This window comes from Micromonospora musae, assembly GCF_003626635.1.
Taxonomy (GTDB): Bacteria; Actinomycetota; Actinomycetes; order Mycobacteriales; family Micromonosporaceae; genus Micromonospora; species Micromonospora musae.
Map to the genome: position 1 here is coordinate 295,893 of NZ_RAZT01000007.1, position 20,570 is coordinate 316,462.

Genomic DNA, 20,570 nt, shown 5'->3' on the forward strand with positions numbered 1-20,570 from the left:
CCCCGCTCCCTACATCCGCCAGGAAAGAAAATCCCAGAAATCTCGGCCCGCCGGCGGCCGGCTCACCGATGACCCCTCGGCCCGCTGTCGGGCCCCGTCGTGTCCTTCGGTCCGCCGTCGGGTTCCGTCGAGCCCGTTGTCCGCCGCTAGTTTCGCCGGCTCAGCGGCGGCCCCGCCGGCCGCCACGGACCTGACGGGCGCCCCGGGGGTCGCCCACGTCGAGAGACGCCCGATCCGCCGCCGCCGTGCCGGAGGCCCAGCCCTCTTCGTCGCGTACGGTCAGCCTGCTCCGGGTGACCCCGGGAAAGAGCGTCTCGAGCTGCTCCCGTACCGCCTCGCCCCGCGCCGCGAGCACCGGCAGCAGCCGCTCCGCGCCGGCCTCCTGCGCCGCCTGCTGGCTCGCCGCCGCCGTGGCCGCGCGCAGCCGCTCCCCGATCCGCAGCGCGAACGCGTTGAGGAAAGCGTCGTCGTAGCCGCGGGTGCGCCGCCCGCTGGACGCCCGACGCTCACCCCGGCCGGCGAGCATCGCGGCGGTGGCCTGCACCAGGAGCGAGGTGTAGAGCAGCTCCACCGCGTCCAGGTCGGCCGGCCAGCCGAGCACCGTGGCGAAGCCGAGGTCGTCGGACCAGACCGACTCGCACCCGTTCGCCGCCGCCACCTCCTGCACCAGCAGCGCCTTCGCGCCGGCGTAGGGGGCGTCGGTGCTCAACCGCACCCCGCCCGGCAGGTCGGACCGCTGCGTCTCGGCCGCCAGCAGCGCCTCGTCGAGCCGGTGTCGGGCGATCAGCTCCTGGGCCTTGCCGGTCAGCGCCTCCGCCTCGGCCGGGAAGGTGGTCGACTCGGCCTTGGCGAGCAGCGCCCGGACCCGGTCCAGGATCCGGGAGCCGCTGCCGCCGCGGGCAGTTCCGGTCGCCGGGCGGGCCCCCGTGGCACCGGGTGGCGGGCGGAGCACGGCGATCGGCGGCAGCGCCACCACGAGCGCCAGCGCGTCGACCGCCTCCCGCATGGCGGTCACCCGGTCGATCCCCTCCCGCGCCGCCCAGGCCGCGAGGTGACTGCTCTCCTTCGTCCACCACACGCGGGCGTCCAGCTCCCGAAGCTGCTCGTCCCACCACTGCGGAACCGGATCGGGCAGCTCCCGTCGCTGCACGGCGAGCACGTCGTGCAGCAGTCGCGCCGGCCGGGGCCCGAGGCGGCGGTGCGCGAGCCGGGCCAGGTCGACCGGCTGCCATCCGCGCGACCAGAGCCGCCCCACGTCGCGGGTCAGCCGGCGCAGCAGCGCCGCGTCCACCTCCGCGACGGCGTCCGGTCCGCCCGTGCCGACCACGAGCCGGTCCAGCTGCCGTTCGGCGAGGCGTACGTCCCGGCCGCGCGCGGCCGTCAGAGCGGCGTCGATCAGCTCCTCGGTCTCCGGCACGGCGTACTCCCTCCTCGCTGGCGGTTCCGCCGCCCACTCGATCATGCCCGCCGGTCGGGTCCGCCGTCCGGACGGGGCGCGCACTGACCTCGCACTTCGACCTGTTCGGGGCGGACGAGCCGGCCACGGTCAGGTCGGGCGGTACTCGACCTCGGGACGCCCCGGCGTGCCGTAGCGCGGGGTGCGGGTCACCCGGCCGGTGTCGGCCAGGTGCTCCAGGTAGCGCCGGGCGGTCACCCGGGACATCCCGGTCTGCTCGGCGACCTCCGAGGCGGAGAGGCCCGGCCGGCGGCGCAGCACGTCCAGCACGACGTCGAGGGTCTGCGCGACGAGGCCCTTGGGCAGCGTGTCCGGCGCCGTTCCGCGCAGCGTGGCGAGCATCCGGTCCACCTCGTGCTGGGCGGCGACCGCCCCGCCCGACGAGGCCTGCCGCCGGTACTCGGCGTAGCGCTCCAGCTTGTCGCGGAACGCGGCGAACGTGAAGGGCTTGAGCAGGTAGTGGGTCACCCCGAGGGCCACCGCCGCGCGGACCATCGTCAGATCCCGGGCCGAGGTCACCGCGAGCACGTCCGCGTCGCTGCCCGCCGCGCGCATCGCCCGGCAGACGTCCAGGCCGGGCACGTCGGGCAGGTGCAGGTCGAGCAGCACCAGGTCGACCGCGTCGGCACCGGTACGCCGCAGCACCCGCATCGCCTCCCGGGCGTTGTGCGCCACGCCGACCACGCGGAAGCCGGGCACCCGTTCGGTGTACGCGCGGTGCGCCTCCGCGATCAACTCCTCGTCCTCGACGACGAGCACCCGGATGTCGCTCACGCCGGTCCCTCGCTGCGCTCGGCACCGGCGTGAGGGTTCGCGCTCTGCCGGATGATTCGCTCGCCTGTGCGCTGCTCCACCGGCAGCGGAAGGTGTACCCGGAACACCGTGCCGCCGTCCGCGGCCTCCGCCACCTCGTGCCGGCCGCCGTGCCGGGTCAGCACCTGGCCGACCAGGGCGAGCCCCAGTCCACGGCCGCTGGCCTTGGTCGACCAGCCCCGGCGGAACGCGTCGGCGACCCGATCCGGTGGCAGCCCCGCACCGCTGTCGGTCACCTCCACCAGCACCTCGCCCGCCGTCTCGGCCACGTGCACGCGTACCCGGCGGGGCGGCTGTCCCGCGGCGACCGCCTCCAGCGCGTTGTCGACCAGGTTCCCCACCACGGTCAGCAGGTCACCGGCGGGCAGGGTGCCGACGTCGAGCCGGGACGCCGGATCGACGGTCAGCTCGACGCCGCGTTCGGCGGCCTGCGCCGACTTCCCGAGCAGCAGCGCGGCCAGGGCCGGCTCGGTGATCGCACCGACGACCTCGTCGGTGAGCTGCTGCGCCAGCGCCAACTCCTCGGTGGCCAGCCGTACGGCCTCCTCGGTGCGACCCAGCTCGACCAGGGTGAGGACGGTGTGCAGCCGGTTCGCGGCCTCGTGCGCCTGCGACCGGAGCGCGTCGGTGAGCCCTCGGACGGAGTCCAGCTCACTGGTGAGGGCCCGCAGATCGGTGTGGTCGCGCAGGGTGAGCACCGTGCCCATGGTGTGCCCGCCGGTACCGGTCGGCCGGAGGTTGGCGACCAGCGCACGATCGGCGGTCAGGATCAGCTCGTCGCGGGCGGTCTGCCCGTTCGTGATCAGTTCGGTCAGCGTGGCCGGCAGGTCCACCTCGGTCACCGGCCGGTCCACCAGCGGGGCGTCGGCGGGCAGCCCCAGCAGCCGGCGACCCTCGTCGTTGATCAGTGCGATCCGGCGGTCCGACCCGATGACCATGAGCCCCTCGCCGACGGAGTGCAGCACCGCGTCGTAGTACTCGTACATCCGGGTCATCTGCGCCGGACCGAGACCGTGGGTCTGCCGCCGCAGCCGTCGGCTGAGCAGCCAGGACCCGGCGGCGGCCAGGGCCAGGGCGGCGGCGGTGGCGACGAGCAGCACCGGTGAACGGTCGAGGAGTTCCCGGTTGATCGCCTCGGTGGTGATGCCGACCGACACCAGCCCGATCACCGTGCCGTCGGCGGCGCGTACCGGCACCACCGAGCGGACCGACTCGCCGAGCGTGCCGGTGTTCACCACGGTGATCGGCTGCCCGGCCAGCGCCGGGGCGATCTCGCCGATGAACGGTCGGCCGATCTGGGCGGGATCCTTGTGCGAGTAGCGGGTCCGGTCCGGGGCCATCACCACCACGAAGTCGGTCTGCGTCGCGCGTCGGATCGACTCGGCGTACGGCTGGAGCACGGCCGAGGGGTCGGGTGCGCGCAGCGCGTCGGCGACCTCGGGGGAGCGGGCGACCGTCTCGGCGACGGCGAGCACCTCCTTGCGGGCCGCCTCCCGGGCGTCGACCCGGGCGACCAGCGCGACCCCCGCGGTGGCCGCCGCCACCAACAACGTCACCACCACGACCTGGAGGGCGAAGAGCTGCCCGGCGATGCTCCACTTCCGTCCGCTCATGTCTCCTCGTCGTCGCGGGACTCGGGTTCCCCGCCCGGCCGGCGGTTCCGATCGGTGCACGTGCCCGTCGGGTCGACGGTTCAGGTCGGTGCGGCATCGCTCCGGCCGGGGCCAGGTCGGTGACGTCCGGGCCCGGTCGTGGGCTCAGGTCGGTGAACAGAATGAACGCAAGGCTGATTCCGGTTGAGACGTGGCCCACAGTCTCAGCCATGCAGACCCCCACCACCAGCACACCGGCCGCGCGAACCCGCCGCGACCGAACACACTTCCTGTACCTCGCGGTGATCGTCGCCGTTCTGGCGGGCATCCTGGTCGGCTTCGTCGCGCCCGACGCGGCGCAGGAGCTGAAGCCGATCGGCACCGGCTTCGTCGCGCTGATCAAGATGATGATCAGCCCGGTCATCTTCTGCACGATCGTGCTCGGCGTCGGCTCCGTACGGCAGGCCGCCAAGGTCGGCAAGGTCGGTGGTCTGGCGCTGGGCTACTTCCTGGTGATGTCGACAGTCGCGCTGGCCATCGGCCTCGTCGTCGGCAACATCGTCCACCCCGGCTCCGGGCTCCAGCTCAGCAACGAACTGGCCGAGGCGGGCCAGAAGGCCGCCGGCGCCGAGAGCGAGGGGACCGTCGACTTCCTGCTCGGCATCATCCCGACCTCGCTGCTCTCCGCGCTGACCGGCGGTGAGGTGCTGCAGACGCTCCTGGTCGCGCTGCTGGTCGGCTTCGCGGTGCAGGGTATGGGCCGCAAGGGCGAGCCGGTGCTGCGCGCCGTCGGCATCGCCCAGCGTCTCGTCTTCAAGGTCCTGACCATGATCATGTGGCTGGCCCCGATCGGCGCGTTCGGCGCCATCGCGGCGGTGGTCGGCGCGACCGGGGTGGACGCGCTGAAGAGCCTCGCGCAGATCATGCTCGGCTTCTACGCCACGTGTCTGATCTTCGTCGTGGTGGTGCTCGGGGCCATGCTCTGGCTCGTGGCCCGGATCTCGATCTTCTCGCTGCTGCGGTACCTCGGGCGCGAGTTCCTGCTGATCGTCTCGACCTCGTCGTCGGAGTCGGCGCTCCCGCGGCTCATCGCGAAGATGGAGCACTTCGGGGTCAGCAAGCCGGTCGTCGGCATCACCGTGCCGACCGGGTACTCCTTCAACCTGGACGGCACGGCCATCTACCTGACCATGGCGTCGCTCTTCATCGCCTCGGCGATGGGCGACCCGCTCTCGGTGACCGAGCAGATCTCGCTGCTGGTCTTCATGATCATTGCGTCGAAGGGTGCCGCCGGGATCACCGGCGCGGGCCTCGCCACGCTCGCCGGCGGCCTCCAGTCGCACCGGCCGGACCTGGTGGACGGCGTCGGCCTGATCGTGGGCATCGACCGGTTCATGTCCGAGGCGCGGGCGTTGACCAACTTCGCCGGCAACGCCGTGGCCACCGTGCTCATCGGTCGCTGGACCGGCGAGTTCGACCGGGAGCAGGCGCAGGCGGTGCTCTCCGGTGAGCGGCCCTTCGACGAGGCGACCATGCTCGACGAGGACCACGGCGACGCTGACGTGGCCGAGCCGGAGACCGCCGTCGCCCAGGACCGGGCCGAGGAGGTCAAGGCCGGCGCGGGCAACCGCTGACGAGCGTGCAGCGGAAGCGGCACCCCCCGCCGCCTCCGCTGCACGCCACCTTCCAGGCCGTCGCCGGGGCAGGGTGCCGCCGCCCCGGCGACGGCCCGCCCCCGTCGCACCCACCCCCCACCCCTCGCCCCCGCACCCTCGCCCCGTCGGCGGGGACAAATTCACGGAAAGAGTGGCCATCCGAGGCTGGATGGCCACTCTTTCCGTGAATTTGCGCGGATCTTGGGGCGGGCGGGCGGGCGGGCGGGTGGGTGGGTGGGTGGGTCAGGGCGGGGGCGGGTCAGTCAGGGGCGGGGTGGCCAGGTGTTCAGGATGGTGTGCACGGGGAGGGCGTCCCGCTCCGGGTCGGGGGCGGGGGTCGGGGGCGGCGCCGGCGTGCGGTCGAAGCGGGGCGCGGGGGCCGGCTGGATCTCCCGGCCCACCGCCACGAAGGTCCCCCGGGCGGCGTTGTGCGGGTGCCGGTGCGCCTCGCCGGGGGCGAGCACCGGTGCCACGCAGGCGTCCAGGTCGGCGAAGACGGCCGCCCACTCGTCCCGGGTACGGCCGGCGATCCGCTCGGCGAACCGGCGACGTAGCTCGCCCCAGCCGGCCGGGTCGTACTGGGCCGGCAGGTCGGGATCGTCGGCCAGGTCCAGGCCGGTGAGTAGGGCGGCGTAGAAGGCCGGCTCCAGCGCGCCGACCGCCAGGAAACCACCGTCGGCGGTGCGGTACGTGTCGTAGAAGGGCGCGCCGCCGTCGAGCAGGTTGCCGCCGCGCGGCGCGGACCAGGCACCGGTGCCGATCATCCCGTGCAGGAACGCCGTTAGCAGCGCCGATCCGTCGACCATCGCGGCGTCCACCACCTGCCCGACCCCCGAGCGTTCCCGCTCCAGCAGCGCGGCCAGCACACCGACGGCGAGCAGCATCCCGCCGCCCGCGAAGTCACCTATCAGGTTCGTGGGCGGGTACGGGCGTTCACCGGCGCGGCCCAGCGGTTCGAGCGCGCCGGAGACCGCGATGTAGTCGATGTCGTGACCGGCCCGGGGAGCCAGCGGCCCGTCCTGTCCCCAGCCCGTCATCCGCGCGTACACGAGGCCGGGGTTGCGGGCCAGGCAGGGCTCCGGGCCGAAGCCCAGCCGCTCGGCCACCCCCGGCCGGTACGCCTCGACCAGCACGTCCGCCCGCTCCACGAGGCTCAGGAGCGCCGCGACGCCGTCCGGGGTTTTCAGGTCCAGCCCGGTGACCCGCCGACCGCGCTGCAACGGCCCCGTTACCGGAGCGGCCAGCCGGCCGGAGGCGGGGCCGCCCGGCCGGTCGACCCGGACCACGTCGGCGCCGAGGTCGGCGAGGACCATGCAGCCGAACGGGGCGGGCGCGAGGCTCGCCAGCTCGACCACCCGCACCCCGGCCAGCGGCCCGCCGCGCGCCGTGGCCGACAGCCCGTCGTTCTCCTCGGCCAGCGGCCCGCCACGCACGCCGGCCGCTCCGCCGCCTCCGGCCGCTCCGCCGCCTCCGGCCGGCCCGCTGCCTCCGGCCGGCCTGCCGTCAGAGGGCACGGGCGATCAACTCCTTCATGATCTCGTTGGTGCCCCCGTAGATCTTCTGGGCGCGGGCGTCGGCGTACATCCGGGCGATCGGGTACTCGGTGGTGTAGCCGTAGCCGCCGAAGAGTTGCAGGCATCGGTCGACGACCTCGCACTGTCCGTCGGTGAGCCAGTACTTCGCCATGGCGGCGGTCGGCACGTCCAGCTCGCCTCGGCCGTGCCGGACGATGCAGTCATCGAGGAAGACCCGGCTCGCCCGCGTCCGGGTCGCGCATTCGGCGAGCACCATCCGGGTGTTCTGGTGCCCGAGCAGCGGCTTGCCGAACGCGGTCCGCTCCTTCGCGTACGCCACGGTCAGCTCGACGGCCCGCTCCATGGCGGCGACCGCGCCCACCCCGATCACCAGCCGCTCCTGCGGGAGCTGCTGCATGAGCTGGACGAAGCCGAGCCCCTCGGCGTCGCCCAGCAGGTTGGCGGCCGGCACCCGGAGCCCGTCGAAGAACAGCTCGGCGGTGTCGTTGGCGTGCAGGCCGATCTTGGTGAGCAGCCGGCCCCGGCGGAAGCCGTCCGGGTCGCCGCCGACCTCGCAGACCAGCAGCGAGATGCCGGCGGCCCGCTGCTGCGGGTCCGTCTTGACGGCCACGATGACCAGGTCGGCGAGCCCACCGTTGCTGATGAAGGTCTTCGCCCCGGTGACCAGGTAGTCGTCGCCGTCGCGCACCGCGCGAGTGCGCATCGCCTGGAGGTCCGAGCCGCCGTCGGGCTCGGTCATGGCGATCGCCCCGACCAGTTCGCCGCTGCAGAGGCCGGGCAGCCAGCGCCGCTTCTGCTCCTCGCTGCCGTACGCCACCAGGTAGCCGGTGACGATTCCGCTGTGTACGGCGAGGCCGAGGCTGCTCTCCCCGGCGTACGTCTGCTCCTGGAGCAGCACCGCCTCGTGGGTGAAGTCGCCGCCCCCGCCGCCGTACTGCTCCGGAACGGAGAGGCCGAGCAGGCCCAGCTCGCCCGCGCGGCGGTAGTGCTCCCGGTCCGGGTGCCCCTGCGCCAACAGCCGGTCGGTGTGCGGCAGCACCTCCCGGGTGAGGAAGGTACGGGCCAGCTCGGCCAGGTCGTCGTGCTCCGGCTTACGCCACGGCGAGGGGTGGAGCGTCGGCATGGCCCCACCCTTGTGCCCGTCCGGCGACGTGTCAACAAGCGTCGATCGACTCCCCGGGCCGTGAACCGCCCGCGTGTGATGGCGTCGTCAAGATTTCCCCTCGCCCCGTCACGGGGGCGTGAAAACCGTCGACTTCGGCGCGCGGACCGGCATGGGATGGCGGCCGACGGGCCCGGCAGGCGGGCCTCTTCGGCACCGGCGGAGGCAGAGCCGTGAAGGTCGATCGTGGCGGTCGCGGGACGCGGGACGAGGGGACGCCGACCGGGATCGGCGTCGCGACGGGCGCCGTGCTGGTCGTCGGCGCGACGTTGCTGGCCGCTGCGCTCTTCCCTTCGGGTGAGCTGCCCGGGCGGCTGGCCGTCGTCGCGCTCACGGTCGGCGGGTACGCCGTTCTCGTGCCGGGCCTGCGGGCGCTGGCCGGGGTCGCCGTGCTGGCGGTGGCCTGCTTCGTCGGGTTCCTGGTCAACCGGTTCGGCGAGCTGACCGGCGCCTCCGCGCAGGTCTGGGCGTACTCGGCAGTGATCGGGTTCGCCGCGCTGCTGGGCGCCGGCTGCCGGTGGGTCCGGACGCTCGCCCGGCCCACCGGAGCGGGCCCGGCGCCGGATCACGGCGCGGCGCGCGCCGGCGCGCCCGATGCCCAGCTCTCGCCGCATTCGGCCGGCTCGGACGGCCGTCCCTGTGGCCCGGTTCACCCGTAGCCGGGCGGCCCGTGAAAAGGGCGTCAAAAAGCTGTGCGCCCCCGTCACGGTCCCGTTATAGCCCCTGTCGCACCGCTGACGGTGGGGCTTTGATTGCCCGGCGCGACCGGGAGGCGGTCGCGACGAACCTTATCCGTACGAGGAGTCAGCGTGTCTGACGTGGTGTTCGTGGTCCTGACGGTGGCGCTCTTCGCGGCGCTCGCCCTGGTGGTCCGGGCGGTGGAGAAGCTGTGAGCGCGGTCAACGCCGTCGGTCTGGTGCTCGCGATCGGCCTGGGGATCTTCCTGGTCGTCGCCCTGCTCTTCCCGGAGCGCTTCTGATGACCATGACAACAGCCGGCGTCATCTTCGTCCTGTCGCTGGTGGTGGCGCTGGTCGCCGTCTACAAGCCGTTCGGCGACTACATGTACCGGGTGGTCTCCGGCACCCGGCAGTCCCGCGTCGAGCGCGGGATCTACCGGCTGGTCGGGGTCAACCCGGCCGCCGAGCAGAGCTGGGGCGTGTACGCCCGCAGCGTGCTGGCCTTCTCGGTCGTCTCGCTGCTCTTCCTCTACCTGCTCCAGCGGGTGCAGGACAAGCTCTGGCTGTCGCTGGGCTTCGACCCGGTGGTGCCGCACGGCGCGTGGAACACCGCGGTGTCGTTCGTGACCAACACGAACTGGCAGTCGTACTCGGGTGAGTCGACCATGGGCCACCTGGTGCAGATGGCCGGCCTCGCGGTGCAGAACTTCGTCTCCGCGTCGGTCGGTATCGCGGTCGCGGTCGCGCTGGTCCGGGGCTTCTCCCGGCACCGCACCGAGCGGCTGGGCAACTTCTGGGTCGACCTGACCCGGATCACCGTCCGCATCCTGCTGCCGATCGCCGTGCTCGGCGCGTTCGCGTTGATGCTCGGCGGGGTGGTGCAGAACCTCTCCGGCGGCACCGACGTCACCACCCTCACCGGTGGCGGCCAGACGATCACCGGCGGCCCGGTGGCCAGCCAGGAAGTGATCAAGGAGCTGGGCACCAACGGCGGCGGCTTCTACAACGCGAACAGCGCCCACCCGTTCGAGAACCCGACGTCCTGGACCAACTGGATCGAGATCTTCCTGATCCTGCTGATCCCGTTCAGCCTGCCCCGGGTCTTCGGCCGGATGGTCGGCCAGAACCGGCAGGGGTACGCCATCGCGGCCGTGATGGCGATCCTCGCGTTGGCGAGCGTCACCCTCACCAACGTCTTCGAGCTGACCGGGCACGGCACCGTGCCGCAGGCGGTGGGCGCCGCGCTGGAGGGCAAGGAGCTCCGGTTCGACGTCTCGAACTCCGCCACCTTCGCTGCGGCGACCACGTTGACCTCCACCGGCGCGGTGAACTCGTTCCACGACTCGTTCACCCCGCTCGGCGGCATGATGCCGCTGTTCAACATGATGCTCGGCGAGGTCGCCCCCGGTGGCGTCGGCTCCGGCCTCTACGGCCTGCTGATCCTCGCGGTGATCACGGTCTTCGTGGCCGGGCTCATGGTCGGCCGTACGCCGGAGTACCTGGGCAAGAAGATCGGCGCCCGGGAGATCAAGTTCGCCTCGATGTACTTCCTGATCATGCCCGCGCTGGTGCTGATCGGGACGGCCGCGGCGTTCGCCACCGGCAACAACGAGACCGCGCTGAACGCCGGCCCGCACGGGCTCTCCGAGGTGCTCTACGCGTTCACCTCGGCGAGCAACAACAACGGGTCCGCCTTCGCCGGCATCACGGTGAACACCACCTGGTGGGACACCGCGCTCGGGCTCTGCATGCTGCTCGGCCGGTTCCTGCCGATCATCTTCGTGCTCGCCCTCGCCGGCTCGCTGGCCCGCCAGCAGCCGACCCCGGCGTCCGAGGGCACCCTGCCGACCCACCGGCCGCTCTTCGTCGGGATGGTCACGGGCGTCACGGTGGTCCTCGTCGCGCTCACCTTCCTGCCCGCCCTCGCGCTCGGCCCGCTGGCCGAGGGGCTCTGATCTCTCATGAGGAACGAGAACATGTCCGTCACGTCGGTGACATCGGGGGCCGGCGACGCGCCGACCGCCGGCACGCCCGCCACCCAGGGCAACCGGGTCGGCGGCGGCCTGCTCGACCCGAAGCAGATGCTCCGGTCCCTTCCGGACGCGCTGCGCAAGCTCGACCCGCGCACGCTGTGGCGCACCCCGGTGATGCTGATCGTCGAGATCGGCGCCGTCTTCACCACCGTGCTGGCGATCGCCGACCCGTCGGTGTTCGCCTGGGCCATCACCGTCTGGCTCTGGCTCACCGTCATCTTCGCGAACCTCGCGGAGGCCGTGGCGGAGGGCCGGGGCAAGGCGCAGGCCGCCACGTTGCGCCAGGCCAAGCGGGACACCATCGCCACCCGGCTGATCGGTTGGCAGCCGGGCGCCGCGGCGAACTCGTACCGGGACGAGGCGGTGGCCGCGCCCGAGCTGAGGCAGGGCGACATCGTCCTCGTCGAGGCGGGGAGCATCATCCCCGGCGACGGTGACGTGGTCGAGGGCATCGCCAGCGTCGACGAGTCGGCCATCACCGGTGAGTCCGCGCCGGTGATCCGGGAGTCCGGCGGTGACCGCAGCGCGGTCACCGGCGGTACCAAGGTGCTCTCCGACCGGATCGTCGTGAAGATCACCCAGAAGCCCGGGGAGAGCTTCATCGACCGGATGATCGCCCTCGTCGAGGGGGCGAACCGGCAGAAGACGCCGAACGAGATCGCGCTCAACATCCTGCTCGCCGCGCTCACGATCATCTTCCTGCTCGCGGTGGTCACCCTCCAGCCGCTGGCGATCTTCTCGAAGGGCTTCCAGGCGGCCGCGTCGGACACCGGCGCGATCACCGACGCCGGCATCACCGGCGTGGTGCTCGCCTCGCTGCTCGTCTGCCTGATCCCCACCACGATCGGCGCGCTGCTCTCGGCGATCGGCATCGCCGGCATGGACCGCCTGGTCCAGCGCAACGTCCTCGCGGTCAGCGGTCGCGCGGTCGAGGCGGCGGGAGACGTGAACACGCTGCTGCTCGACAAGACCGGCACGATCACCCTCGGCAACCGGCAGGCCGCGGAGTTCCTGCCGGTCGAGGGGGTCGAGGCGGCGGAGGTCGCCGACGCCGCACAGCTCTCCAGCCTCGCCGACGAGACCCCCGAGGGGCGCTCGGTGGTGGTGCTCGCGAAGAACGAGTACGGGCTCCGCGAGCGGGAGCCGGGTGTCATGCCGCACGCCACCTTCGTGCCGTTCACGGCGCAGACCCGGATGAGCGGCGTCGACCTGACGCCCGACGCCAGCGTCGACGGCGGTACCACCGGGCCGGTACGCCGGATCCGCAAGGGCGCCGCGGCGGCCGTCATGAAGTGGGTACGCGACAACGGCGGCCACCCGACCGAGCAGGTCGGTGAGCTGGTCGACGCGATCAGCGGCACCGGCGGCACCCCGCTGGTCGTCGCCGAGCACGTCGCCGGGGAGCCGGCCCGGGCGCTCGGCGTCATCCACCTGAAGGACGTGGTCAAGTCCGGGATGCGTGAGCGGTTCGACGAGATGCGCCGGATGGGCATCCGAACCGTGATGATCACCGGTGACAACCCGCGGACCGCGAAGGCGATCGCCGACGAGGCGGGGGTGGACGACTTCCTCGCCGAGGCCACCCCGGAGGACAAGCTCGCCCTCATCAAGAAGGAGCAGGAGGGCGGTCGGCTGGTCGCCATGACGGGCGACGGCACCAACGACGCGCCCGCGCTCGCCCAGGCGGACGTCGGCGTGGCCATGAACACCGGCACGTCGGCCGCGAAGGAGGCCGGCAACATGGTCGACCTCGACTCCGACCCGACGAAGCTCATCGAGATCGTCGAGATCGGCAAGCAGTTGCTGATCACCCGGGGCGCGCTGACCACGTTCTCCATCGCCAACGACGTGGCGAAGTACTTCGCCATCATCCCGGCCATGTTCGCCGGCCTCTACCCGAGCCTGGACGCGCTGAACATCATGCGGCTGGCCAGCCCGGAGTCGGCGATCCTCTCCGCCGTCATCTTCAACGCGATCATCATCGTCGTGCTGATCCCGCTCGCCCTGCGCGGCGTGCGGTACCGGCCGGCCAGCGCGTCGAAGCTGCTCAGCCGCAACCTCTGGCTCTACGGCCTGGGCGGCCTCGTCGTGCCGTTCCTCGGCATCAAGCTCATCGACCTGCTCATCCAGTTCATCCCAGGGATCTCGTGATGCGCCTACCCAGCTGGATCACCCAGCACCTAGCCGCCCTGCGGGCCGTGCTCGTCTTCACCGTGCTGCTCGGCCTGGCCTACCCGCTCGCCATGGTCGCCGTGGGCCACATCCCCGGCCTCGACGGCAAGGCGAACGGTTCCCTGATCAGCGTCGACGGACGCACCGTGGGCAGCAGCCTCATCGGACAGTCCTTCACCGACGCGGATGGGAACCCGATCGCCCGCTACTTCCAGAGCCGCCCGTCGATGGCCGGCGACGGCTACGACCCGACCGCCACCTCGGCCAGCAACCTCGGCCCGGAGAGCGTGGTCGACACCATCGCCACCGATCCGGAGGAGTCCTCGCAGAGCCTGCTCACCCAGGTCTGCGAGCGCAGCAAGGCGGTCGGCGAACTCGACGGGGTGGACGGCAGCCGCCCGTTCTGCACCCCGGACGGGGTCGGCGCGGTGCTCGCCGTGTTCCGCGCCGACGGCCTCACCGGGGCGATCACCCGGGTGGTGAGCGTCAACCAGGCGGCCCCGGCCACCCCGTTCCTCGCCGACTACCAGGGCGTGCGGGTGCAGCTGGCCGAGCCCGGCCAGGACTACGTCGCCGAGGGCGGGATCATCACCCCGATCCGCGGCGACGCCCCCGCCGAGCCGGCCGTGCCCGCCGACGCGGTGACGGCCAGCGGCAGCGGCCTCGACCCGCAGATCAGCCCGGGCTACGCCGAGCTGCAGGTGAACCGGGTCGCGCGCGAGCGCGGCGCGGACCCGGCGGCGGTCCGCCGCCTGATCGAGGCGAACACCACCGGCCGGGCGCTGGGCTTCATGGGGGAGCCCGCGGTGAACGTGCTGGAACTGAACCTGGCGCTGGACCGGGAGTTCCCCGCCCGCTGACCCGTCGAACACGCGGGGCGAGACCACGAACGTGGTCTCGCCCCGCGCCGTGACCGCCCACCCGAGGGCGCAGGAGAGGATGGTTCCGTGTCCCGAGGAGAGCTGCGCATCTACCTGGGTGCGGCCCCCGGCGTCGGCAAGACGTACGCGATGCTGGAGGAGGCCCACCGGCGTGCCGAGCGCGGCACCGACGTGGTGATCGGGCTGGTCGAGACGCACGGCCGTAAGCACACCGCCACCATGATCGGCGACCTGGAGCAGGTGCCCCGCCGGACGGTCGAGTACCGGGGCAGCGAGTTCGCCGAGATGGACCTCGACGCGGTGCTCGCCCGCCGGCCGGAGGTCGCCGTGGTCGACGAACTGGCCCACACGAACGTCCCCGGCTCCCGCAACGGCAAGCGCTGGCAGGACGTCCAGGAGCTGCTCGACGCCGGGATCGACGTGCTCTCCACGGTCAACGTCCAGCACCTCGAATCGGTCAACGACGTGGTCGCGCAGATCACCGGCACCGTGCAGCGGGAGACGGTGCCGGACGAGATCGTCCGGGCCGCGGAGCAGGTCGAGCTGGTCGACATGACGCCGGAGGCGCTGCGCCGGCGGATGGCCCACGGCAACATCTACCGACCCGACAAGATCGATGCGGCGCTCGGCAACTACTTCCGGGTCGGCAACCTCACGGCGCTACGGGAACTGGCGCTGCTCTGGCTGGCCGACAAGGTCGACGAACAGCTCGGCCGGTACCGCGACCAGCAGGGCATCGCCGAGACGTGGGAGGCGCGCGAGCGGGTGGTGGTCGCGCTGACCGGCGGCCCCGAGGGGGAGACGCTGGTCCGTCGCGCCGCCCGGATCGCCGCCCGCAGCAAGGGCTCCGACCTGCTCGCCGTGCACGTGGCCCGCAGTGACGGGCTGGTCGGCGCGGACCCGGCGCAGCTCGCCCGGCAGCGGGTACTGGTGGAGAGCCTGGGCGGCACCTACCACCAGGTTCTCGGCGCCGACGTCTCGGCGGCCCTGCTCGACTTCGCCCGGGGCGTCAACGCCACCCAGCTCGTGCTCGGCGCCAGCCGCCGTGGTCGCTTCGCCCAGATGTTCGCCCGCGGCGTCGGGGTGACCACCATCGCGCACTCCGACGCCATCGACGTGCACCTGGTCACCCACACCGAGGCCGGTCGCGGGCGCCGCGCCGGCGGGGTGCCGGCAGCGCTGTCCCGGCGTCGTCGGCTGCTCGGCTTCGCCCTCGCCGCGCTCGGCGTACCGCTGCTGACCCTGCTGCTCACCCTCGTGCCCGACCTCACCCTGGCGAGCGACATCCTGCTCTTCCTCGCCGCCGTGGTCGTGGTGGCGCTGGTCGGTGGGCTCTGGCCGGCGCTGGTCGCCGCGCTCGGCGGGTCGCTGATCCTCAACTGGTTCTTCACCCCACCCTTCAACACGCTGACCATCAACGAGCCGGACAACCTGCTCGCCCTCGCCGTCTTCGTCGGCGTCGCGGTCGCGGTCAGCTGGATCGTGGACGTCGCCGCCCGGCGCACCCGGGAGGCGGCCCGCGCCGCCGCCGACGCGCAGACCCTCGCCGCCGTGGCGGGCGGGGTGCTGCGCGGTGGGCGACCCTTGATCGCACTGCTGGACCAGCTCCGCGAGACGTTCGGGCTGCGCGCGGTGAGCGTGCTGGAGCTCGCCGAGGAGGCCAGCGGGCGGCCCGCCCGGTCCCGGGAGGAGCGGGCCTGGTGCGTGGTGGCGAGCGTCGGCGAGCACCCGGCCACCACCCCCGACCGGGGCGAGACGGTGGTGCCGGTCGACGAACGGATCACGGTGGTGCTCTGCGGCGCCCGGCTGGAGGCGGCCGACCGCCGCCTGGTCGAGGCGTTCGCCGCCCAGGCGGCCGTCGCGCTCCGTCAGGAACGGCTGGCCGAGGAGGCCGCCACCGCCCGGCCGCTCGCCGAGGCGGACCGGATGCGCACCGCGCTGCTCGCCGCGGTCAGCCACGACCTGCGTACCCCGCTGGCCTCGGCCAAGGCGGCGGTGACCAGCCTGCGCAGCCCCGACGTCGACTTCGACGAGGACGACCGGGCGGAGCTGCTGGCCACCGCGGAGGAGTCGCTGGACCGGCTGGCCCGGCTCGTCGCCAACCTGCTCGACATGAGTCGGCTCCAGGCCGGCGCGCTCGGGGTCCTACCGGCCGCGATCGGCCTGGAGGACGCGGTGCCGCTCGCCCTCGACGAACTCGGCCCCCCGGCCGCCGGCGTCGGCACCGACATCCCGGCCGACCTGCCCGCCGTCACCGCCGACCCCGGCCTGCTGGAACGGGTGCTCGTCAACGTCATCGCCAACGCCCTGCGGTACAGCCCGCCCGGTCAACCACCGCACATCACCGCGAGCGCCCACGCGGGCCAGGTGGAACTGCGGGTCATCGACACCGGGCCGGGCATTCCGGAGGACCAGTGGGAGCACGTCTTCCTGCCGTTCCAACGCCTCGGTGACCGGGACAACCAGACCGGGGTGGGGCTCGGGTTGGCGCTCTCCCGGGGGCTGGCGGAGGCGATGGGCGGCAGTCTCACCCCGGAGACGACGCCGGGTGGTGGACTGACCATGGTGCTGCGGCTGCCCGCCGCTACCCATGGCATGGCGGAGGGACCACAGGAATGACCCGGATCCTGGTCGTGGACGACGAGCCGCAGATCCTGCGCGCTCTGCGGATCAACCTCCGCGCCCGGCGGTACGACGTGGTGGTGGCCGACACCGGCGCCGGTGCGCTCAAGGCCGCCGCCAGCCACCCGCCCGACCTGGTCGTCCTCGACCTCGGCCTGCCCGACCTGGACGGGGTCGAGGTGATCCGGGGGCTGCGCGGCTGGACCGGGGTGCCGATCATCGTGCTCTCCGGCCGGGCCGGCAGCGAGGACAAGGTGGAGGCGCTGGACGCCGGGGCCGACGACTACATCACGAAGCCGTTCGGGGTCGAGGAGCTGCTGGCGCGGATCAGGGCGGTCACCCGCCGGCTCGGCCCCGCCACCGAGGTGGGCGCCACGTTGAAGGTGGGCCGCAACACCGTCGACCTCGCCGACCGTACGGTCACCAGCGACGACGGCACGGAGATCAAGCTGACCCCCACCCAGTGGTCGGTGCTGGAGAAGCTGCTGCGCCACCCCGGCAAGCTGGTCAGCCAGCGGCAGCTGCTGCACGAGGTGTGGGGGCCGGAGTACGAGAACGAGAGCAACTACCTGCGGCAGTACCTGGCGCAGCTGCGCCGCAAGTTGGAGGACGACCCGGCCCGTCCCCGGCACCTCATCACCGAGCCGGGCATGGGCTACCGCTACCGCCCCTGACCGAGGTCAGTCCGCGGCGATCCGCAGCCGCTCGGCGCGGTCCAGGCGGTACCCGATGCCGTGCACTGTGGTGATGACCGGGCCCCGGCCGGCCAGCTTGTGCCGCAGCCGGCTCACGTGGACGTCCACGGTGCGCGGGCCGAGGCAGGGGCCGTGGCCCCACACCTCGCGCAGCAGCTGCTCCCGGCCGAGCGCCTGGTCCGGGCGGTGGGCCAGGAAGAGCAGCAGGTCGTACTCGCGGCGGGTCAACGCGAGCGGGGCGCCGTCCAGCAGGGCGGTACGGCGTACCGGCCGGAGCACCAGCCCGGTCCGGGCGGGTTCGGCCGCGGCACCGACCGGTACGGTCACCAGCTCCACCGGCCTGGTGAGCCGACGGCGCTCGGCGTCGCCCGTACCGGTGGTGGCGCGGGCGGGGCGGTCGTCGAGCCGTGGCGCGTCGTCCAGCAGGGCGGCGAGCCCTTCTACGAGGTCCCGGGCGGCGGTCGTGGCGTCGCCGGGCGTCCGGAGCAGGATGCGGATCTCGACGAGGACGCCGGGACGGTCCCCGTCGACCGTCGCCGGTCCGGCCGGACGGGCCACCGGCCGCAGCACGGTGAGCTCGGGTGCCACCTAGGCCTCCCGGGTTCCGGCCAGCGCGGCGACGGGCTGCTGCGGTGCGGGGGCCTCGGTAGGGGCCTCGGGGCGGACCGGAGGCGCCACCAGGAGCGGGTCGACCTGGATCCGGTCGATGCCGAGCGGTCTCAGCATGGACCGCAGCGCCGATTCGCAGAGCCGGGTCCACGGCTGGTCCGCGCCCATCGCGCGGGCGAGCCGCTCCGGGTCGGTGAAGGCGAGACCGACCCGCTGCCCCTGGGGTAGCCGGCCGGTCCGTACGGCGAGCGCCTGCCGCCCCGGTGTGGTGCGTACCGGGACGACGTAGGTATCCGGAAGCTCGTCCATTCTGGTGCCTTTCGGGTGTACGACCGGCGGGTTGCCGGTCACGGGGTGAATCGTTCGAGGCTCGCGCCGAAGCGTCGGATCACTTCGGCGCGGGCCCAGGCCGGGGCGGGAACCGTCACGACGGGCACCTGCGCGCGGCTGACGCAGTAGCGGGTCACATGCCCGCCGGCCACGCTGAAGCGGCCGCGCCGGGGGCTGCCGACGACGAGGAGATCACTCTCTCGGCAGGCCTGGTCGACCAGCACCTGGCCGGCGTACCCCTGCTCGGCGACGATCCGTACCGGGACGTCGCGGGGCACGCCGCCCATCGCCGCGTCGAACGCCTCCCGGATGTACGCGCGGGCGGCGCGGTCCAGGTCCTCCTGCCAGAGCCAGGGCATGGTGCCCGGGCGCCAGACCGGTGCGTACGCCCACGCACGTACCGCGTACAGGCAGGCGTTCTCCTGGTGTGCCAGGCGTACGGCGGCACGCAGCGCCGCCAGGCCGCAGAAGGAGCGGTCGACGCCGACGACGACGCGTCGGGTGGTGGCGGGGCGGCTCATGCCGAGGTCGCCAGGCTCTTCGGGGTGGCTTCGGAGAGGTCGAGGGGGCGCAGGATGCTGAGCGTGACGACGACCTCCGCTCCGCCTCGCCGGCGCAGGTCGGCCACGGCGCGGTGCAGCATCGTCAGGCTGTCGGCGGAGAGTCGTACGACGGCGTCGAGGTCCGCCGCGATCCACCAGGCGGCCACCGCGCACGGCTCGGTCCGCAGGTACTCCAGGAGGTGGCTGCCGGGGGTGGCGGCGGTCAGCCGTACGCCGATCAGCGCTTCGTGCCGCCGTTCGGGCTCGTCGCCGGGTGGGACGCCGTCCGGCGCCGGCTCGGGCTCCGGCCACCTCGACCATCGTGAGGTCATGTCGCCATCGTGACGCGCCACCGGGCGGCCCTACCCGTCTCTATACGCCGATTTGACGGCGAACGGGGCTCTTCTTGACGCGTCGTTCACACCTGCCATCGGCGGGCGCTCCGGTCCGAGGTGTGGACGCGGCACCCAGGGGTACGGCGGGTCGCAAGAGTGCGCCGTCGAACGGAGGAGCCGGCCATGGCCAGCGTGACGAGGCAGATGCTCGATGCGTACCCGAAGTCGATCAACCTGGACCGGGCGAAGCTCGCCGCGGTGATCGACACGATCAACTCGTGTGCCCAGGCGTGCACGGCGTGCGCCGACGCCTGCCTCAGCGACGAGATGGTGGCCGAGCTGACGAAGTGCGTGCGAACCGACCTGGACTGCGCGGACGTCTGCACCACCACCGCGCGGGTGCTCTCCCGGCACGAGGGCTACGACGCGAACGTGACGCTCAGCGTGTTGGAGGCGTGCGTGACAGCCTGCCGGGCGTGCGGCGACGAGTGCGCCCGGCACGCCGAGATGCACGAGCACTGCCGGATCTGCGCCGACGTCTGCCGGGAGTGCGAGAAGGCCTGCCGGGACCTGCTGGCCGCGATGAGTTGACGTACGACCGCCGGCCGCCCGGGTGTGCCCGGGCAGCCGGCGGGATGACGGGTCAGCGCTTGGCCTGCTCCTTGGCTTCCTGCGGTTTCATGCCCTTGCCGGCCATCTTCATGGCGTCCTTGAGCTGGCTCTCCGTCATCTTGGAGTTGCCCTCGATGCCCATCTTGTGGGCCTGCTGACGCATGTCGTGCAGCTGCTCCCGGCTGGTCATCTCAGCCTCCATCTGTAGGACGGGCGCGAGGCGCGGCCTCGCGCCGGGCAACCCCCCGCTTTCCCGCCCACCACCGGTACAAACTGGCCCCGCCGGTCAGGGCATTTGTCGTCTACGCCGCTTTCGGCGGTGGTCGACGCTGTGGTGGGTGGTGACGCTGATCTGCCCGTCGGACTCCATCCGCGCCTCCCGCACCTTCGAGATGTCGTCGACCCCCTCTTCGCGGAGCAGCTGGTTCAGCTCCTCGTCCGTTATCAGCTCGCGACGCATGTTCCGGTGCATGATCTGCCCGTTGCGAACCAGCAGCAGCGAGCTGGGCCGGATCACCCGGGCCGCCGCCGGCCACCCGTACGCCACGGCGTCGAGCAGGTACGACCACCCGATGATCACCGCGACGAGCAGCACCCCGTCGGTGATCGACGTGTAGTTGCCCGACATACCGTTCTGGGCGGCGTCGGCGAGCAGCACGATGACCAGCAGGTCGGTGACGCCGGTGGTGCCGCTCTCCCGCTTGAGGATGATCCGGAGCAGCCCGAACAGCACCAGGTACATGACGCTGCCGCGGATGACCGTCTCCAGCAGCGGTGTACTCGGAACGAACAACTGTTCCCAGGCGGCCACGGGTCCGGCTACCCGGCCGTCACGGTGCCATGCCTC

20 protein-coding genes are annotated in these 20,570 nt (G+C 72.8%); 9 read left to right on the forward strand and 11 right to left on the reverse strand.

Features of this window, described 5'->3' with window-relative positions:
- Positions 1 to 160 precede the first annotated feature (160 nt).
- The 3 genes from D7044_RS15970 to D7044_RS15980 form a co-directional block, all read right to left on the reverse strand.
- A complete protein-coding gene (locus D7044_RS15970; RefSeq protein WP_120689399.1) occupies positions 161 to 1,417 on the reverse strand; it encodes a DUF2786 domain-containing protein in 1,257 nt (418 codons plus the stop codon).
- A gap of 129 nt (positions 1,418 to 1,546) precedes the next feature.
- Positions 1,547 to 2,230: a response regulator gene (locus tag D7044_RS15975; protein ID WP_120673574.1), complete on the reverse strand. Its 684-nt coding sequence runs from the start codon at positions 2,228 to 2,230 to the stop codon at positions 1,547 to 1,549.
- Entirely contained in the window at positions 2,227 to 3,882 is a 1,656-nt protein-coding gene (locus tag D7044_RS15980) for a sensor histidine kinase (protein WP_120689400.1), read from the reverse strand. Before D7044_RS15980 ends, D7044_RS15975 begins: the two co-directional genes overlap by 4 nt.
- A 209-nt stretch (positions 3,883 to 4,091) precedes the next feature.
- On the opposite strand from D7044_RS15980, the gene D7044_RS15985 reads away from it, so the two are divergent.
- Entirely contained in the window at positions 4,092 to 5,495 is a 1,404-nt protein-coding gene (locus D7044_RS15985) for a cation:dicarboxylate symporter family transporter (protein ID WP_120673572.1), read from the forward strand.
- Positions 5,496 to 5,779: 284 nt separating this feature from the next.
- Here D7044_RS15985 and D7044_RS15990 read toward each other — a convergent pair whose 3' ends face one another.
- Both D7044_RS15990 and D7044_RS15995 read right to left on the reverse strand, forming a co-directional pair.
- The gene (locus D7044_RS15990; RefSeq protein ID WP_411710985.1) at positions 5,780 to 6,949 is read right to left on the reverse strand and encodes a CaiB/BaiF CoA transferase family protein; all 1,170 of its coding nucleotides are present in this window, start codon (positions 6,947 to 6,949) and stop codon (positions 5,780 to 5,782) included.
- 70 nt (positions 6,950 to 7,019) lie between these two features.
- Positions 7,020 to 8,174 (reverse strand): acyl-CoA dehydrogenase family protein, encoded by a 1,155-nt coding sequence (locus D7044_RS15995; RefSeq protein ID WP_120689401.1) that lies wholly within the window; start codon positions 8,172 to 8,174, stop codon positions 7,020 to 7,022.
- A gap of 212 nt (positions 8,175 to 8,386) precedes the next feature.
- Here D7044_RS15995 and D7044_RS32650 point away from each other — a divergent pair, with 212 nt between their 5' ends.
- From D7044_RS32650 to D7044_RS16035, 7 genes are all read left to right on the forward strand, one after another.
- A complete protein-coding gene (locus D7044_RS32650) occupies positions 8,387 to 8,872 on the forward strand; it encodes a hypothetical protein (RefSeq protein ID WP_199716634.1) in 486 nt (161 codons plus the stop codon).
- Positions 8,873 to 9,102: 230 nt separating this feature from the next.
- A complete protein-coding gene (gene kdpF, locus D7044_RS16010; RefSeq protein ID WP_091592907.1) occupies positions 9,103 to 9,192 on the forward strand; it encodes a K(+)-transporting ATPase subunit F in 90 nt (29 codons plus the stop codon).
- Positions 9,192 to 10,847 carry a potassium-transporting ATPase subunit KdpA gene (kdpA, locus tag D7044_RS16015; protein ID WP_120673569.1) on the forward strand — a complete coding sequence of 552 codons (1,656 nt, stop codon included), beginning with the start codon at positions 9,192 to 9,194 and terminating at the stop codon, positions 10,845 to 10,847. The genes kdpF and kdpA overlap by 1 nt, the downstream gene beginning before the upstream one ends.
- A gap of 21 nt (positions 10,848 to 10,868) precedes the next feature.
- Complete coding sequence (gene kdpB, locus D7044_RS16020; protein WP_120689402.1) at positions 10,869 to 13,076, forward strand: potassium-transporting ATPase subunit KdpB; 2,208 nt, start codon at positions 10,869 to 10,871, stop codon at positions 13,074 to 13,076.
- Positions 13,076 to 13,957: a potassium-transporting ATPase subunit C gene (locus D7044_RS16025; protein ID WP_120689403.1), complete on the forward strand. Its 882-nt coding sequence runs from the start codon at positions 13,076 to 13,078 to the stop codon at positions 13,955 to 13,957. The genes kdpB and D7044_RS16025 overlap by 1 nt, the downstream gene beginning before the upstream one ends.
- Positions 13,958 to 14,044: 87 nt before the next feature.
- Positions 14,045 to 16,597: a sensor histidine kinase gene (locus D7044_RS16030; RefSeq protein WP_120673566.1), complete on the forward strand. Its 2,553-nt coding sequence runs from the start codon at positions 14,045 to 14,047 to the stop codon at positions 16,595 to 16,597.
- Positions 16,594 to 17,274 carry a response regulator gene (locus tag D7044_RS16035; protein WP_120673565.1) on the forward strand — a complete coding sequence of 227 codons (681 nt, stop codon included), beginning with the start codon at positions 16,594 to 16,596 and terminating at the stop codon, positions 17,272 to 17,274. Before D7044_RS16030 ends, D7044_RS16035 begins: the two co-directional genes overlap by 4 nt.
- Before the next feature lie 6 nt (positions 17,275 to 17,280).
- Here D7044_RS16035 and D7044_RS16040 read toward each other — a convergent pair whose 3' ends face one another.
- The 4 genes from D7044_RS16040 to D7044_RS32425 are packed head-to-tail and all read right to left on the reverse strand — an operon-like array spanning position 17,281 to position 19,108.
- On the reverse strand, positions 17,281 to 17,883 hold the full coding sequence (locus D7044_RS16040) for a winged helix-turn-helix domain-containing protein (RefSeq protein ID WP_325050898.1): 603 nt from the start codon (positions 17,881 to 17,883) through the stop codon (positions 17,281 to 17,283).
- Positions 17,884 to 18,213, reverse strand: coding sequence for an SAV_915 family protein (locus tag D7044_RS16045; RefSeq protein WP_187398931.1), 330 nt, complete (start codon positions 18,211 to 18,213; stop codon positions 17,884 to 17,886).
- A gap of 38 nt (positions 18,214 to 18,251) precedes the next feature.
- Entirely contained in the window at positions 18,252 to 18,755 is a 504-nt protein-coding gene (locus D7044_RS32420; RefSeq protein WP_158610012.1) for a universal stress protein, read from the reverse strand.
- Positions 18,752 to 19,108 (reverse strand): hypothetical protein, encoded by a 357-nt coding sequence (locus D7044_RS32425; RefSeq protein ID WP_158609260.1) that lies wholly within the window; start codon positions 19,106 to 19,108, stop codon positions 18,752 to 18,754. Before D7044_RS32425 ends, D7044_RS32420 begins: the two co-directional genes overlap by 4 nt.
- A gap of 186 nt (positions 19,109 to 19,294) precedes the next feature.
- Between D7044_RS32425 and D7044_RS16055 the strand changes: the two genes are divergently transcribed.
- The gene (locus D7044_RS16055; RefSeq protein ID WP_120689405.1) at positions 19,295 to 19,702 is read left to right on the forward strand and encodes a four-helix bundle copper-binding protein; all 408 of its coding nucleotides are present in this window, start codon (positions 19,295 to 19,297) and stop codon (positions 19,700 to 19,702) included.
- Positions 19,703 to 19,754: 52 nt separating this feature from the next.
- Here the strand turns inward: D7044_RS16055 and D7044_RS32430 are convergent, their stop codons facing one another.
- Both D7044_RS32430 and D7044_RS16060 read right to left on the reverse strand, forming a co-directional pair.
- Positions 19,755 to 19,913, reverse strand: coding sequence for a hypothetical protein (locus D7044_RS32430; protein ID WP_158609259.1), 159 nt, complete (start codon positions 19,911 to 19,913; stop codon positions 19,755 to 19,757).
- A 96-nt stretch (positions 19,914 to 20,009) separates the two neighbouring features.
- Positions 20,010 to 20,534 carry a DUF421 domain-containing protein gene (locus D7044_RS16060; protein WP_233562878.1) on the reverse strand — a complete coding sequence of 175 codons (525 nt, stop codon included), beginning with the start codon at positions 20,532 to 20,534 and terminating at the stop codon, positions 20,010 to 20,012.
- Between the last annotated feature and the right edge of the window lie 36 nt (positions 20,535 to 20,570).